Below are 14,168 nucleotides of genomic sequence, written 5' to 3'. Positions count from 1 at the left end.
AATTTTACAATAATTTTAAAGTGGAGTGATAAAAGATGAATAAATTGATCAAGATTGGGAGTGCCGTTCTATTTAGTGGAGCGCTATTGGTGTCGCCATACGGGGAAGCATCGGCCGCTGCGAGCATCAAAGTCCATTACATCGATGTCGGGCAAGGGGACGCCATCTACATCAAGATGCCAAGCGGTGAGGACGTCATCATTGACGGTGGGAACAAAGGTAAAGGGGATGCCATCGTCGCCTATCTCAAAAAACAAAAAGTCGACGATATCGAAGTATTGATCTCGACGCATCCGGATGCGGATCATATCGGTGGATTGGACGAGATATTGGATGCCTATCGTGTCGAGAACGTCTACGCGCCAAAAGTGAAGCACACGACCCAGGCTTACAAAGATTTTCTACAAGCCGTCAAACGGGAAGGCAAGACCATCAAAAAGGCACAGGCCGGTGTGAAACTGCCAATCAAAGGTGTCAGCGCGAAGTTTGTAGGTCCGGTCAAATCCTACTCGAACAGTGACTTGAACAATTGGAGTGCAGTCCTTCATGTCACGTACAAGAAGAACACGTTCTTGTTTACAGGGGATGCGGAACATGTTTCTGAGAAGGACATGATGGCCAAAAAGCAGACGCTCCGGGCGGATGTATTGAAAGTGGGCCATCACGGTGCCAAGACGTCGACTAGTAGCACGTTCCTGAACACGGTCAAACCGAAGCATGCCATCATCAGCGTCGGGAAGAACAGCTATGGGCATCCGACGTCCGAAGTGGTGACGAACTTGAAGCGACAAAAAGCGAACACGCTTCGCACGGACAAGAACGGTACGATCATCATCACGGGGAACGGCACAAGCTACGCCGTGAAGAAATCAAAATGAAGCGACGCAGAGGCATCATCGATCGATTTGAAGGGGATTTAGCTGTCGTCGAATTTGGGGAAGTGATGGAGGATATTCCAAAGTCACGACTCCCAGAACCGATTAAATCTGGAGATGTACTGTGGTTTTATGAGGATGGGCGAGTCGAGATAGATGCAGAGGAAAAGGAACGGCTATCGAAAGAAATCGATGATTTGATGGATGAGCTTTGGGAAAAATAAAGGGGAATATAGTATGAATTTACATGAGTTTGAGAAAACGATAAAAAAACTTTTCAGCTCGAAATTATTAGAAGAGCATGACGACTATGGTTTTACTAACACTTCAAATGACAACATTAACAAAATCGGCTATGCAACTAACCTTTCGCTTGAAACTATCGAACAAGCAAGTCAACTTGGGATTGATTTAATTGTTACCCATCATGATGCTTGGGATTTTCTTTACGGTTTAAGAGAAGAATGTGTAAAGAAGATGCAAGGACATAACATCAGTCACTTTTGGATTCATTCTCCTTTAGATTTTGTTGAATTCGGAACCTGCACATCTTTAATGAGAGTATTAGAAGTTGATAAAATCACAAAATATTCTTCATACGATAGAGAAGATGGGGAATTGCCTGGTATTGGAGAGTATAGCAATCCGCTTGATTTTGATCACTTTAGAGAACAAATGTGCATTAAATTAAATGAACCAGTACGGGCATGGAAAAACAATAATAAAAAAGTCCAACGAATTGGGGTTTTAACAGGAGCTGGCCATTCTTCGTCAATTATCCAAAAAGCAGTTGATGAGGGTTGCGATACGTATATAACAGGAGAAGCTACTTTATACTCGATTCAGTATGCAGAATTCGTAGGAATTAATTTATTAGTGGGAAGTCACACTTTTACAGAACTCTATGGGGTAGAAACGCTAGTGCAGAAAATAGTAGAATTACATCCGGGTATCATTGCAACAGAACTGAAGGAAGCCCACTTTGAATTAAATCATTAATCGATTATAGAAAATCCATTCCGAAATAAATTATCCTTTTAATTAATTAGAACATAGCATCAATGACCTTCCATGGATTTCAAAATCGGCTTTTCAAATCTGTTGAAGGATATTCCAAAGTCGAGACTCCCTGAGTCGGTTCAACCTGGTGACGTACTTTGGTTTTATGAAGATGGGAAAGTTGAAGTGGACGCCAAGGAACGGGAACGACTATCTGATGAAATCGATGAGTTGATGGATGAGCTTTGGGAAGATTGAATATGAAGGTGGTTGTTAGAAAATATGATTTTAATAAAAACATATAGCCTTTTTTTTTGAAATAAGGAAATTTCAAGAATTGAAGTGAGAAGAGAATGGGGTTGAATATTTTGAAATTGCTATTAACTTCTAATGGCTTTTACACTGACTCTATAAAAGGACACTTTTTAAATCTCGTAGGTGATGAAGTTTACGAATTGAATGTTGCTATTATCACAACAGCCTCACCACATAAAGAAAATAATAAATATGCTCAAAAGGCAAAAGAAGATTTTAAACAAATGGGGTTTCAAAATATTGATTTCATTGATTTAGAATTCGAGAGTCCTGAATGTCTTATACAGCAAGATGTCATATACATTGGTGGTGGAAATCCATTTAATTTGTTATTCCATTTTAAAAATAGTGGAGCAGATAACATCCTTAGACAATTAATCTCAAAAAATATAGTTGTTGTAGGGGTTAGTGCTGGTGCCATTCTACTTGGACCTAACATTGAAATAGTGAATTTTTTTACTCCACAGATGGATAAACTAAATACTCAGGATTATTCAGCATTAGGATTAACGGATAAACTTGTTTTCCCTCACTACGACAGAGAAGATTTATTCAAGAACAGTACAAACAAGACTATCGAAGATAGACTGAAAGAATTTGAAGCTCGCGAAAATTGTGAAGTTACAAGACTTAAAGAAGATGGTTATGTCACCGTACAAAAATAGGTTATTGACTTCAATCACTTAATTAACTTGATGTATCTAGAAAAATTTAAATATCAGCCGTAATTCATTGATAATTCATCTATGAAATTACGGCTTTTCAAATGAGCTTTAGGGCATTAAATTAATCGTTCAGTATTTAAAATGGCTGTCCTTGAAAGAGACTTTTTTTCTTCATCAAGTAGCACTTCATGCCAACGGTCTTCAAGAGACTTTAGAATCGGTATTTCTAACCGTTTGTTTTTTCCAAGGTCGTGTAATGGATGCACAGTTCTTTCAGGGTCGAAGTGACCACTAATCAATGGCTGATTCGGTAAGGCGATTGTGTAGGCGACAAGTGTTTCTTCAGCAAAGTCATGATTGTTGGCGACACCGAATGATTGGAACCCGAATCCTTTATCGTGAATATACATGAGCGGCTCATCGACACGATCCACCTTCAGGTTCGTCTCGAGGGCCGCTTTTGTGTTCAGATAAGGCTCCACCTCCTCGGGGAACAGACTCTGTACGGCATGCACCCGTTCATAAAGACTGAGGTCAGCGTCTTTCCATCCCATGCGCCGCTCCAGCTGTTCAAGGTAATCGAGAGGGCTCCGTTCTTTCTCCTGTTGTAAGGTGTGTACGTTTTCTAGGTGTGACTCGATATGGTTGAGGAAAGTCGCGGATGTCTGGTGGACCTCCTGCAACAACTTTTCCTTGTCGAGGAGTTCCTTGTCTTTCGTCCAACCGGCCAGGTAAGAAAGTGAGAAGTCGTCCGTCGGGAAACCGAGCTGATGCGAGACGACATAGGCGACCATCTCGGCTTGGAACTCTTTCTCGGGTGCGGTGAGCGGTTGGTCTTGTTCGAAGTTCCGCTCCTGGTTGTGCAGCTCCGCGTGGGCGAGCTCGTGGATCAGGACGCTGATGTCCTCGATCGATGTGTTCCGCGGGTTCAAGGCGATCGCATGTAGCTCTGGGTAATAACAGCCCTTCGCCGTCCCGATCTCGTCGAGCGGTTCCTCCAATAGCGTCACATTCCGGGCATCCGCGAGCGTTGTCAAGGCGTCACGGATGTCTTGTTCGTTCTCGAGCCCGCCGTCCCGATGATACCGTTTGAAGATGTCCGAGACCTCGATTCCTTTCTCGCGTGCGTCGGTCTGCGTGTATTCGAAGACGTGACCGATTTTGAAGTACATCATCTTGCGTGACGGAATGCGTCCTTGTTTCACGGCGTCTTTGACTGGCTTCGGTGCCTTGCTGAGCGGTACCCATTCATCTTTGTGTAAGGCGTACGTCACCGGGTTCGGGACGAACACCTTGATGCCACGCTCACCTTTTTGGACCTGCGCGCCTTGCTTCTCCCAGAACGGATAAGAACCGACCGCGATCGCGCCAGGGAACTGTGACTCGATCAAGACCGCGTTCCGCATCGAGTATTGATGGAACTTGCCGAGGAACTGCAGATGTTCCCGGATTTTCTCTGGACTCTCAAAGAAGCTGTCGATCTGTTGTCCCATCTGTTCGGTCAATGCTTCGAGCTCGGCTTTCCGTTCTTCGTTCGTCTTGATGTTGGCCATCGTGTCAGACTCCTTCCTTCAACAAGTCGGTGACAGATTCATCACTATCCGCAAATTCGTTCATTTCACGTTCGAGTTGTGGCGACGTTTCCGGGATGCCGAGTAACAGCCGTGTCCGCTCGAAATTGACGGGAAGCAAGATAATCTCGTCTTGCGCGATGGCAGTCAAAAGTTGATGCTCGGAAACGGACACCGGGATATCGTACCGTTTTCCATAGATGAGGACCGTGACGGTATCGGGTTGAAGCGTCAAAAATTGTCCCATCGTGAAGGGACGGTCAAGTGGTCGCATAGGATTCATCCTCTCTCAAAAGTTAGTGTGTCCTTCTTCTGTTTTTGGTGTTCGATACGTCCTTGGACGACACGTTCCGCCGTCGCGAGGAACGTCGGCTTGAATTGGTCGGTCGTCATGATGTCCTCGATGCCCTCTGTCTGCATGAGTGCCTGCAGGAGCTCAGTCAAGATTTGCCCGTGGCGGTCGGAACGGTTCGCGGCGAGCCGGATCCGCTCGAGTTCCGACGACACCTGCTCGATCATCAACTCCTCGATATGATGAGAGACCTGCGTGCTGATCGAGCGGGTGAGGAACTGCATGTCCCACTTCTCGTCGGCCAGTTGTTTATGCTCGTCTGCGATATGGTCGATGACCTGACCGAGGTGGCCGAAGCGTTTGTCGTCGGCGAACTCTTCTAAATATGCGACCGTCTCCGGCTTCAATCGGAGACGGATCTGTCTCAACTCTTCCATCGTCCTCCCTCACTTTCCATATTCGATGTCCCGTTCCAACTGTTCGAAAGCGCGTTGGTTCTTCAAGTGTTCTAATTCGTCGTTCATATGCCGCTCGATCCGGTAGAGTGATTCGTTGAATATCTTTTGTTGGTTGAATGCGCGTCTGACCGGATGTTTTGGGGCTCCATTTTTCTCAACTATCGTTTGTTCTTTTGACAAGTCGCGCATCTCGGAGAGGATGGCATTCCCCATCCGGGTGTAGAGGTCCTGTCGTTTCGTCGTCCGGTACCGCTCGGCCTTCTCCGTGTCGCCGTAGCTGCGACGATGGAACGACACCTCCTGTTCAAGTCGCTCGTTGAAGGCTTGGAACTCTGATTTGAAGTGAATGTCGATGTAGCGGTCGGTCAGACGGTCGAGCGACTCACGGAGCGGCTGCATCCCGTTCATATTGTAGCGCCACTGTCGTTTGTCTTCCGGCAACCGCTCATAGATGTCCTTGAACTGACGGACGAGCTCGGGATGCTGGACACGGTTCGGGAGCGTTGGGATCCTCCGGTTCCGTTTATGCGCGACCAACTCGTCGCGGATGAAAGCGTTCAGTTTCTCCTGTTCTTTCGTCCGGTCGGCGAGGGAATAGATGACTTTCGACTTCATCAGCTCGATCGATTTTGGTTTTCGTTTGCCTCGCTCGCGCATGTGGCTCGTCTCGACGATGGCGACATGCACGTGGATATTGTCGGTGTTGTAATGCACGGCACCGGTCCAGTAGGCGTGGACCATCTTCTCTTTTTGAAGCATTGAATCGATCGCGTTCCGTGTCGCCTGAATCAGCCGTTTCTCGTCGACGAGGTCGTCATGAAGCACACCGGTCTCTCGTAGCCAGGCGTTATCGAACGAGATGACGTCTTGCCAAAGGATGCTCCCGTTCTCTTGCGCGTTCTTGAAGATGTCGCGGACGGCGCGACGCTTTTGGTCGTCCAACCGGTCGTCCTCACGTGTGAACAGACCGCTCGATTTCATCTCGTCCTCCATATAATCATGGTACGTCTCAAACTGTTCGCGGCTGTCTTTGGCGTCCGGTCGATTGATGTAATCGAGGTACGTCGTGTAGCGACGTGACTTCTTTTTCGTGCCCGGTACCTTGAACTTCGACTTGATGACGACGCCTGGCGTCTCACGCATCCTGCATCACCTCATTCAACAACCGAGTCACTTCGGCGAGTTCGTCCGCGCTCCGTTTCAGGTGGAGCGTGTTCGCCTCGAGCTGTCGTTCGAGGCGCTCGATTTGCGTCGATTGGATGCCGTTCGTGCACCAGGAGGCGAGCAGTTCTTTCAAATATTGTTGCCGTGAGCGTTTGTGTTCCTTCGCCCATTCATCGATTTGCTTCACGATGACGGGGTCGATGTCGCGGAGTAACAGGTCCATCTGCCTGACCACCTTTCTAGAGGTTGTATATTGCCGAGGTCCTAAAAGTTCGTTCAAAGAGCATAAGGGGAAACTGCTATCACTTGTCGTGATAGCCCAGGCAGAGCCTGGGGTTTCCGTGATATCACCAAAAGTCCGAAAACGGCACGAAATGTGCCAGTAAAACCAGCGATTTGGCACGAAATGTGCCACTTAAATCGACAGTTCCCGGAGCCGGACGCGCAACTTGTCGTACTTTTCTTCGAGCGCTGTGACCGACTGTTCGAGCTTCTCGAGTTCCAGTGTGAGCTCGTCATGCTTCCGGCCGAGGTCGAAAATCTGGTTCTCCTGTTCGACCTGTTCGTCGAGCGAGAGGTAGGGGAGTTCGCTTTCAAGTTCCTCTTTGTCACGGTCGAGCCGCTTGATCTGTTGCCGTTGCGCTTCGACTGACTGCTGCGATTTTTCCAACTGTCTCTCGGTCTCTGTGAGCGCGTCCTCAATGAATAGTTTCGTGAAGTATGTCTCGTCAGATGAACTGTGGTTCGCCTGTTCGATGGTCCGACGGTCGGCATAGAGTGACGTCAATAGACCGTTCTCCCATTCCTCGGGTGTGAGTTCATCGATTGATTGTGAGTCGTCGACCCCATAGATCCGGACGGCGAGTTGGTCGAAATCGTTCGGCACGTCCTTCAATTCGAGCACGTATTGGTCGTTCCGTTCATACAGCAACGTGACTTCCTTCTCAGAATCCGGACGCGCCTTATAGACATAGCGATAGAGATGATTATTCGTGTTACCTGGTGTCTCATCGAGTGAGAGGCGGACACGCATCGTCCGTTTATCCATGTCATAATTCCAGGCATGGAGCGTCACGACCTCCCCGTTCGAGAGCCGGATCGCCTCGTTGATTGGCGTCTCATTGACCGGTGCCTCGTCGGCGAAAAAGAACGACGAGGTGCCAAAGAAGAGGAAACCGATGACAAAGAATACGCCGAGTCCGAGGTAGAATCGGGAGACGTTCTGGGTGAGGCGTCGTCGCGTTTGCCGACGCATCTAAATCCCTCCTTTCGGTGTCAGGTCTTCCATCTCTGTGACGACCAAACGCCCGTCGATGGACTCAAACGTCAAAGCCAACAGTTCTTGCGTCGTCTCTTCATAACCCGTCTCGGTGATCAACAGGTCTTGTTCGAACCGCACGAGACAATCTTCTCCGGAGACAGAAGGGAACACCTCGATATCGCGGACGGTCGTCTCGAACGTGCCGACGTCACTGCCGTTCGCGGCGAAGAGCGTGGCCGTGAGGTCCTCCGACATGACATCTTTCGCCTGTCGTTTTTGGGTCGTGTAACTGTCCTTCGTGATGGTGAAGGCGTACTCGACGAAACGCATCGCGCGTGTCGTCAGCTCCTCCATTTGTTCAGTGTCCGACGATGCGACAACGGGTTCAGTGTCTGACGGCGTATCTTCGGAAGTCACTGACTTAGAGGGAACGGTTCTCTCGTTTTGTGTCTCACTCGTGTTCGAGGGATTTGCCGCTGGTGCCGCGCGTTGATAAAAAAAGATGTTCGCCGCGAGTGAAATGAGAAGCAGTATCCCAAACAGATACGCAAGGTGACGTCCGGTGAAGTTCATTTTCCCTCCTCCTTTCCATACATCCATGACTCAAAATCCGAAGACCGGGGCGGGGTCGATATGGCCTGACCATTCACTCGTCTTGATCTCAAAATGCAGATGGTTCCCGCTCGATCGGCCGGTCGTGCCGCAGTATCCGAGCGCCTGCCCGGCGTCGATCTGTTGCCCGGTCTGGACGCCGAGACGACTCAGGTGCGCGTACGCCGTGATGTAATTGTCGTGTCGAACCTGGACGAGATTTCCGTACGGTCCGCGGTTCCCGCTATAGATGACGGTGCCGCTCTTGACCGCGTGGATCGTGTCGGATGGCGTGCAACTGAAGTCGATCCCGGTGTGGTTGTCCCGTTGTCCGAAGATGACGCGCCATCCGAAACGCGATGTCACGTTGAGCGGGATGGCGAGCGGGGAACGTAGTCCCGACAACAGTTCTTTCGTGATGACCCCATCGGCGACGGCGACCGGCGCAAGGTATTTCAACACCGCGTCGACATACTCGATGTCGCCGTAACAGGCACCGTGCTGGACCGCACTCGGACGATGACAGCGATAGATGCCGGTGTGTTTCACGCGCTGATACATCATCTGGGAGAACGAGATGGCGAGCTCTTTCGAGTAACGGCCGCTGTTCTCCTGGACATAATCGATAAAGCCGCCGCCGAAGTTGTAACTCTGTAACGTGAGTTGCACATCACGGTTCGCCCGTTCGAAGACGGAAGCGAAATGCTCGACGCCGTAGACGATGCTCTCCTCGGGGGAGGTGATACATCCGATGCGTCCACACTTCGATTCGCTCGCCTGCATCGGGTCGTTCCCGCGTCCGCCGCTCTCCTGCATCATGAGCGCGAGCACGAGGTTCGTCTGTTCGGCCAGCCCGTGCTTCGTCAGTTCACTTTCTACCAAGCCCCGATATTGGAGTACCTGGTCACTTACCTGGAGACCGCCTGTTGTGTCGAATGTGACGTCGGTCGGTTGTTCGTTCTGGACACCTGTGAGCGTGTCGAGGATTCCGACTATGAGGATGACCAGGAACAAGACGAGTGCCGCGATGCCGAGTAGGATGAGTCGCCACTTGAGCGTCGCGAGCTGCCATTTCGCCGTGACGGCGAAGCGGGCCGTCCGTTTCGCGGCCGCCCACATCAGGCACCTCCACCGAACAGGGCGAGCTCCTCGGGCGCGACATCGACGTCAAAGATGAGGTTCTGCACGCCCGAGATACTGAGGACGACACGCCCCGTCTCGAGCGAAGGGATGATGCGCATCTCGGAGTTCGAGAGCTGTCCATCGAACACCGTCTGGATGATCGGGATGCTCTCCGCGTCCTGTTCGCCGATGATCTTGTATTGCGTCAATTGGAAGAGTGACTTGACGTTCTCGGCGTTCTCGGACTTTGACCCGGCCGGCACGAAATCGGTGATCAGATGCGACACGAAGAAGATGCCACCGAAATACTTGCGCGCCTCACGCATACAGCGTTGCAGATACAGGATGGCCGGTTGCGCGATGTCGCGCGTGTTGATCAAGTGATGCGCCTCATCGATGACGATGAGGTACTTGCACGCTTCCTCGGTCCGGAGCACACCCTGGTTATAAGCCTTCAGTTGACTCGAACCGTTGGCGATCATCCCGTCCCACAGCATGTTCATCAGCGAGAACACTTGCGCCTGGAACACCTCGTCCCGCAGGCTCGTCAGGTTCCGGAGCGGGAACGAGACGATGAGCTCCTCGTCGAACCGATCGATCGAGGAGTGCCCGTCGAAGATGTTGCCATAGTTATGGACGAGGTTCGTGACGGCGAGCTCGATGTTCTCGAGACGCCGGACCCGATTCGGGCTGATTGCTTCCTTGATCGAGGTGCGCGTGTCGTCCGTGTAGAGCTCACGACGTACGAGATACAGGAAGTCGGAGAACGTCGGGTACCGGTTCGCCGGGTGCGTCGTGATCGGCAGCTCACCCTGTTCGTCCCAAAGTCCGTGCCGGACGTACAGGTCACGGAGCAGGATCTCGAACTCGTTCGTCTCTTCCTGCGTCGCTGCCGGGTTGATGTAGTGATAGAACACCGCCATCTTTGAGAGGTGCTGCATGAACGAGAGCGCCTCGTTGGCGCTGCCGTCGTTGTTCGTCACCGTCTTATAGACATGGAGCGGGTTGATGAGCCCGGCCGACCCGTCGAGCGCGATCTCTTTCCCGCCGAGCTGGCGCACGAGGTCGGAGAACTCGCCCGTGACGTCGAGGATGCGGATCTTGTTGCCCTTGATCGCCTGGTCGAGCACCGTCTTCTTGAGGAGCGTCGATTTCCCGGACCCCATCTTGCCAATCATGAGCGCGTTATAGAACTTGCGCTGTTTGTCCTTATGGAACAGGTCAAAGATGACGCTACCGTTCGTGTCGGTCGTCCCGTAATACGTGCCGGTCGCGTCCTGTAGCGACGTGAAGTGGAACGGATAGCCGCCGGCGATGGAGAGGGAAGGGATCTCTTTCCCACAGCGCCGGTTCGGCAGTCTCTGTTGTTGGTCATAGCTTGTGAACAAGCTCTGCCACTCCCATTCCTGTTCGTTCAGGAAGATCGTCGAGCGGAAATTCCGGGCCTCGAGTTCTTCCATCACTTCCTGCACCTTCACCTCGAGCGCATCGAGCGTCTTCGCTTTCACATAGAGGCGCAGATGCAGATATTTCATCGTCTCGCCTTGGGTGATCTGTTCGTAGAGCTCATTCAACTCCTTATACGTCTCCCGAGCATCGATGCGGTCGATATTGTCTTTCGCGTTCTCGAAGCGTGTGTTCTGTTCGGCCATCGACTTGTTGATGGTCTGGATGATTTCACGCTTGTCGGCTGTCCCGATGTCGAGCGTCGTCAGGACGCCCGGCATGTTCAGAATCGGTTCGAGCCAGTAGTCATAGACGAGCGACTGATATTTATAGACATGGAGACAGGACAGGTAGCCGTCCCCGAGCCGGACGAAGTTGGCGTCGAACTTAATGCCACCCTGTGGCTGGATCTTGGCGATGACGTCGGGGTTATAGCCTTTCTCGATCTTGACGGTCTCCGGGTCCTGTTGTTTGGATAACTTGGCACGTAGGCGCTGCCACATGCGCGTCACTCCTTTCTTCAGGCGTCGAGTTGCGGTTTCGTGTTCGGGTTGTTCAGTTGGTAGAGCACATGGACCTTCTGGTCGAGCGTCAGCTCGCGCATCGGGTTCGAGCGTCGGAGCAGTTTATAGAGGTGTGTCTTGCGTTCCCGTAGCGTCCGCTCGTCTTCGGCATAAAAAAAGAGGAGATAATCGCGATTGGTGCGATGCTCCTCGAGGTATTCGAGCTCCTGCTTCTTCTTTAGTAAGAAGGGCAGGTAGGCCGGTGTCTGATTTTGTCGAATCTGTCGTTCGATGCTGATCTTCTGCCGATCGAGACTGAGTGGCGTGTTCAACGGTACGACTTTGAGCGGGTGCGTATACGCCTGCAGGAGATAGGCGAGTGAGAACACGTCATGGTCCTTTTCCTCCTCGTTCAAGGAGTAGATGTCTTTCGAGGTGAGCTGGACCATGTCGAGATAGGTCCCGTCGCGCATCTCGAACGACTCGGTACCGGTGATGTCGACGACCGGCATCAGTTCGGCGACCGTCGGTTTGACGACGACCTTGTCTTTGACCTTCCGTTTCTCGACCACGTCCTGTTCGTCGAGCCAGGTGCCCGTGCGTCTCGGACCCTGTAGCGACTCCTCGATGAAAGCCATCTCAATCACGTCCTTTCGTGTGCGCGTCGAGCGCAAGATAGGTGTCTTTCCGTTTGATGAGCGCGTAATAGAGCGCGTGGACCATCCGCTTCTGTGGGTTTGTCGCCGGCCGGAGCACCATGAACAGTCCGAAGATGACGAGAAAGACCGTGAACGGGATGTGCAGCACCGAAGGGATGAACGGGAGTGTCACGAGCCGCAGCACGATGAGCCCGACAAGGAACAGGAAGTCATGCAGATAGAGCATCTTGTTGATCTTCAGTTCGGTCGTGACCTCGTTCGGGATCCGGTATTTGCTCATGGGTCATCACTCCTTTTTCTTAGTTTGGTCAGGTCGCGGCGACGAGGTCGGATAGATCCGTCGCGACTCCTCATGGTTCTGAGTATGACGGTGCGTCTGGCTCTCGCGCACCTGTTCTATGACCTCGGTCTCGATGTCGAGCACGGTGTCTTGATGGATGGTCCGGCGGGCGTGTCCTTGGCGTTTCTCTGTTGCTGTATCACTCGAATCTGTCGCAGACGACGAAGACGACGATGAATCGTTTGAATGTGGTGCCTCATGAGGTGTCGTCACGTCGTTTCTGGTTACCGATTCGTCGTGACGATGACCTGGTCCGGATGTGGTATCGGCGGATTCAGTGGCCGATTCGATTGTCGACGAAGCAGGGACTGGAGAATGAACAGAGCTTGAATGGTCGTGAATCGATTCCGGTCTTTGCGTCTCCGATGAAGTTGGTTGATGGTCGGGTCCACGTTCGACATTGGAGTCAGGGTTCGTCGCATGGATTGATTCGGGAGATGGGCGGCCCGATGCTTCGTTCACTTGTGGAGAACCGTCTGCTTCCAGCTCGGATTCTTGACCGTTGTTTGGTTGCACATCGTTCCTCGGATTTGTCGGTTTCTCTTGGTCGGTCTGCGTGCGACTGGCGGTCTGACCGATACCATCTGGATCGGTTTGCCTCTCTGTATCCGCTCTTTGTGGAGCTTGGCTCGCCGCATTAAGCGGTGAGCCATTTTGCGGTATAGCATTCGAATCCATCCGAGCCGTCGCGGCTTCATGGAGCGATGGCTTTTTCGGTGCGCCTTGTGCGGAACGCGCGACCTTCGAAACCGCATGGGCACCGGCCGAGGTCACGCCTTTCCCCGCGGCATAGGCGCCGAGCGCGACACCCCAGCCCCGTTTGAGCCCGGCATCGATCCCGAACAGCCGCTCGACCATGTTCGGTCCGTCAATCAACGCGACTGAGAAAGCGATGAGGGCGATTAGATAGGCGAACCCGTCCAACGTCTCCGCAAGATAGGCAGTCCCAATCGTATACAACTTGATGGAGACGAAGATCAGGATAATCACGAGGAACGTATTCAGAATGCTCTGGATGACCTTCTTCGTCTTTTGACCACTGTGCAGATCGGCCGGTGCGACGAGGATCGCCAAGACATAGTTGAAGGCGAGCTCGAACGACAGGCGCGCCAGTTTGTAGGCGATCGAGAACAGCGTAAAGCCCATGATCCCGAGCGTGACGAAAATGGTCAACCAATTCGGCTGATAGCGGTAGTAATACTGGTTGTTCCACTCGACGCCACCTTGGTCGAGTTTCGAGCTTCCCATCGTTTCACCATTCCAGGTTAGTTTGGACTGAGAGATTTGTTCGCCAGTACTTCCCAAGCGAAATTCATTACTATCGAATACCTCGTTGATATCAATATTTCGTAAATGACTTTGAGGTAAGGAGTTTAAAGCCGCACCTTCCAAATCAGAAAAATCATTTCGGTCATATTCAATCAAATCATGAATGTTTTCTCGTAAAATCTGATTTGATATCGATTCACTGGAAGAGTTTTCGTCAGAGTTTTGAGCTGTGAAATCAATCGCGGTATCACTGAATTCACTTACTTGCGTCATCGTTGGAGATAATAGTCCGAGAATGAGCAACGTGATAAACAGATTGATTAAAAATCCTTCTCGATCAAATTTCTTTTGAAAAATAATGAGATAACCCGTGAATAGGAAGCTAGCAGCTAAAAGAACGTACAAAAAAGGTTGAATCGTAGAAACGAATTCAACCACTTGAGAGTTATTAAAAAATGTTTTAGTTAGTAGTATGCTGTCAGTCACTTTTTCAAGTCCATCAATCAATACTGCTAAGCCACGTATTAAAATCCAACCCATTGAGCGGAGGGCATCCAGTACCAGTGTACTGAGACTAAGGATATCAGTGAACTCTTGTAGCTTATTTACGACTTCGTTATCACTCATGGAATCCCTCC

At 51.0% G+C, this 14,168-nt stretch carries 17 protein-coding genes; 5 read left to right on the top strand and 12 right to left on the bottom strand.

Features of this window, described 5'->3' with window-relative positions:
- Positions 1-35 precede the first annotated feature (35 nt).
- The 5 genes from EVJ34_RS14460 to EVJ34_RS14440 all read left to right on the top strand — a co-directional run bounded on the left by EVJ34_RS14460 (position 36) and on the right by EVJ34_RS14440 (position 2,854).
- A complete protein-coding gene (locus tag EVJ34_RS14460; protein WP_131486102.1) occupies positions 36-878 on the top strand; it encodes a ComEC/Rec2 family competence protein in 843 nt (280 codons plus the stop codon).
- Positions 875-1,099 carry a DUF3006 domain-containing protein gene (locus EVJ34_RS14455; RefSeq protein ID WP_131486101.1) on the top strand — a complete coding sequence of 75 codons (225 nt, stop codon included), beginning with the start codon at positions 875-877 and terminating at the stop codon, positions 1,097-1,099. The genes EVJ34_RS14460 and EVJ34_RS14455 overlap by 4 nt, the downstream gene beginning before the upstream one ends.
- A 13-nt stretch (positions 1,100-1,112) precedes the next feature.
- A complete protein-coding gene (locus EVJ34_RS14450; protein ID WP_131486100.1) occupies positions 1,113-1,874 on the top strand; it encodes a Nif3-like dinuclear metal center hexameric protein in 762 nt (253 codons plus the stop codon).
- A 72-nt stretch (positions 1,875-1,946) separates the two neighbouring features.
- Positions 1,947-2,132: a DUF3006 domain-containing protein gene (locus EVJ34_RS14445; protein WP_131486099.1), complete on the top strand. Its 186-nt coding sequence runs from the start codon at positions 1,947-1,949 to the stop codon at positions 2,130-2,132.
- A 101-nt stretch (positions 2,133-2,233) separates the two neighbouring features.
- Positions 2,234-2,854: a Type 1 glutamine amidotransferase-like domain-containing protein gene (locus EVJ34_RS14440; RefSeq protein ID WP_236636723.1), complete on the top strand. Its 621-nt coding sequence runs from the start codon at positions 2,234-2,236 to the stop codon at positions 2,852-2,854.
- A 116-nt stretch (positions 2,855-2,970) separates the two neighbouring features.
- On the opposite strand, the gene EVJ34_RS14435 is transcribed toward EVJ34_RS14440, so the two are convergent.
- The 12 genes from EVJ34_RS14435 to EVJ34_RS14380 form a co-directional block, all read right to left on the bottom strand.
- Positions 2,971-4,407: an ImmA/IrrE family metallo-endopeptidase gene (locus EVJ34_RS14435; RefSeq protein ID WP_131486098.1), complete on the bottom strand. Its 1,437-nt coding sequence runs from the start codon at positions 4,405-4,407 to the stop codon at positions 2,971-2,973.
- Between the two features lie 4 nt (positions 4,408-4,411).
- Positions 4,412-4,699 carry a hypothetical protein gene (locus EVJ34_RS14430; protein WP_131486097.1) on the bottom strand — a complete coding sequence of 96 codons (288 nt, stop codon included), beginning with the start codon at positions 4,697-4,699 and terminating at the stop codon, positions 4,412-4,414.
- A gap of 5 nt (positions 4,700-4,704) precedes the next feature.
- Complete coding sequence (locus tag EVJ34_RS14425) at positions 4,705-5,154, bottom strand: hypothetical protein (protein ID WP_131486096.1); 450 nt, start codon at positions 5,152-5,154, stop codon at positions 4,705-4,707.
- 9 nt (positions 5,155-5,163) lie between these two features.
- On the bottom strand, positions 5,164-6,318 hold the full coding sequence (gene mobP2 / locus EVJ34_RS14420; protein WP_131486095.1) for a MobP2 family relaxase: 1,155 nt from the start codon (positions 6,316-6,318) through the stop codon (positions 5,164-5,166).
- The gene (locus EVJ34_RS14415; RefSeq protein WP_131486094.1) at positions 6,311-6,562 is read right to left on the bottom strand and encodes a hypothetical protein; all 252 of its coding nucleotides are present in this window, start codon (positions 6,560-6,562) and stop codon (positions 6,311-6,313) included. The genes mobP2 and EVJ34_RS14415 overlap by 8 nt, the downstream gene beginning before the upstream one ends.
- A 192-nt stretch (positions 6,563-6,754) precedes the next feature.
- Complete coding sequence (locus EVJ34_RS14410; RefSeq protein WP_131486093.1) at positions 6,755-7,594, bottom strand: hypothetical protein; 840 nt, start codon at positions 7,592-7,594, stop codon at positions 6,755-6,757.
- A complete protein-coding gene (locus tag EVJ34_RS14405; protein ID WP_131486092.1) occupies positions 7,595-8,173 on the bottom strand; it encodes a hypothetical protein in 579 nt (192 codons plus the stop codon).
- Positions 8,174-8,203: 30 nt separating this feature from the next.
- Positions 8,204-9,310: a lysozyme family protein gene (locus tag EVJ34_RS14400; protein ID WP_131486091.1), complete on the bottom strand. Its 1,107-nt coding sequence runs from the start codon at positions 9,308-9,310 to the stop codon at positions 8,204-8,206.
- Positions 9,310-11,262 carry a VirB4 family type IV secretion system protein gene (locus EVJ34_RS14395; RefSeq protein WP_131486090.1) on the bottom strand — a complete coding sequence of 651 codons (1,953 nt, stop codon included), beginning with the start codon at positions 11,260-11,262 and terminating at the stop codon, positions 9,310-9,312. Before EVJ34_RS14395 ends, EVJ34_RS14400 begins: the two co-directional genes overlap by 1 nt.
- 17 nt (positions 11,263-11,279) lie before the next feature.
- Positions 11,280-11,900, bottom strand: coding sequence for a hypothetical protein (locus EVJ34_RS14390; protein WP_131486089.1), 621 nt, complete (start codon positions 11,898-11,900; stop codon positions 11,280-11,282).
- A gap of 1 nt (position 11,901) precedes the next feature.
- A complete protein-coding gene (locus tag EVJ34_RS14385; RefSeq protein ID WP_131486088.1) occupies positions 11,902-12,201 on the bottom strand; it encodes a DUF5592 family protein in 300 nt (99 codons plus the stop codon).
- A 6-nt stretch (positions 12,202-12,207) separates the two neighbouring features.
- Positions 12,208-14,157 carry a pLS20_p028 family conjugation system transmembrane protein gene (locus EVJ34_RS14380; protein ID WP_368665993.1) on the bottom strand — a complete coding sequence of 650 codons (1,950 nt, stop codon included), beginning with the start codon at positions 14,155-14,157 and terminating at the stop codon, positions 12,208-12,210.
- Positions 14,158-14,168 lie beyond the last annotated feature (11 nt).

Origin of the sequence: Exiguobacterium sp. SL-9, from assembly GCF_004336985.1 — a bacterium.
Classification (GTDB): Bacteria; Bacillota; Bacilli; order Exiguobacteriales; family Exiguobacteriaceae; genus Exiguobacterium.
This window is presented reverse-complemented; position numbering and strand designations above follow the sequence as displayed.

What these genes read in the sequence shown, in the direction of transcription:
- EVJ34_RS14460 (WP_131486102.1), top strand. Translation starts at nt 36, where the DNA reads ATGAATAAATTGATCAAGATTGGGAGTGCCGTTCTATTTAGTGGAGCG.
- EVJ34_RS14455 (WP_131486101.1), top strand. Translation starts at nt 875, where the DNA reads ATGAAGCGACGCAGAGGCATCATCGATCGATTTGAAGGGGATTTAGCT.
- EVJ34_RS14450 (WP_131486100.1), top strand. Translation starts at nt 1,113, where the DNA reads ATGAATTTACATGAGTTTGAGAAAACGATAAAAAAACTTTTCAGCTCG.
- EVJ34_RS14445 (WP_131486099.1), top strand. Translation starts at nt 1,947, where the DNA reads ATGGATTTCAAAATCGGCTTTTCAAATCTGTTGAAGGATATTCCAAAG.
- EVJ34_RS14435 (WP_131486098.1), bottom strand. Translation starts at nt 4,407, where the DNA reads ATGGCCAACATCAAGACGAACGAAGAACGGAAAGCCGAGCTCGAAGCA.
- EVJ34_RS14430 (WP_131486097.1), bottom strand. Translation starts at nt 4,699, where the DNA reads ATGCGACCACTTGACCGTCCCTTCACGATGGGACAATTTTTGACGCTT.
- EVJ34_RS14425 (WP_131486096.1), bottom strand. Translation starts at nt 5,154, where the DNA reads ATGGAAGAGTTGAGACAGATCCGTCTCCGATTGAAGCCGGAGACGGTC.
- mobP2 (WP_131486095.1), bottom strand. Translation starts at nt 6,318, where the DNA reads ATGCGTGAGACGCCAGGCGTCGTCATCAAGTCGAAGTTCAAGGTACCG.
- EVJ34_RS14415 (WP_131486094.1), bottom strand. Translation starts at nt 6,562, where the DNA reads ATGGACCTGTTACTCCGCGACATCGACCCCGTCATCGTGAAGCAAATC.
- EVJ34_RS14410 (WP_131486093.1), bottom strand. Translation starts at nt 7,594, where the DNA reads ATGCGTCGGCAAACGCGACGACGCCTCACCCAGAACGTCTCCCGATTC.
- EVJ34_RS14405 (WP_131486092.1), bottom strand. Translation starts at nt 8,173, where the DNA reads ATGAACTTCACCGGACGTCACCTTGCGTATCTGTTTGGGATACTGCTT.
- EVJ34_RS14400 (WP_131486091.1), bottom strand. Translation starts at nt 9,310, where the DNA reads ATGTGGGCGGCCGCGAAACGGACGGCCCGCTTCGCCGTCACGGCGAAA.
- EVJ34_RS14395 (WP_131486090.1), bottom strand. Translation starts at nt 11,262, where the DNA reads ATGTGGCAGCGCCTACGTGCCAAGTTATCCAAACAACAGGACCCGGAG.
- EVJ34_RS14390 (WP_131486089.1), bottom strand. Translation starts at nt 11,900, where the DNA reads ATGGCTTTCATCGAGGAGTCGCTACAGGGTCCGAGACGCACGGGCACC.
- EVJ34_RS14385 (WP_131486088.1), bottom strand. Translation starts at nt 12,201, where the DNA reads ATGAGCAAATACCGGATCCCGAACGAGGTCACGACCGAACTGAAGATC.
- EVJ34_RS14380 (WP_368665993.1), bottom strand. Translation starts at nt 14,157, where the DNA reads ATGAGTGATAACGAAGTCGTAAATAAGCTACAAGAGTTCACTGATATC.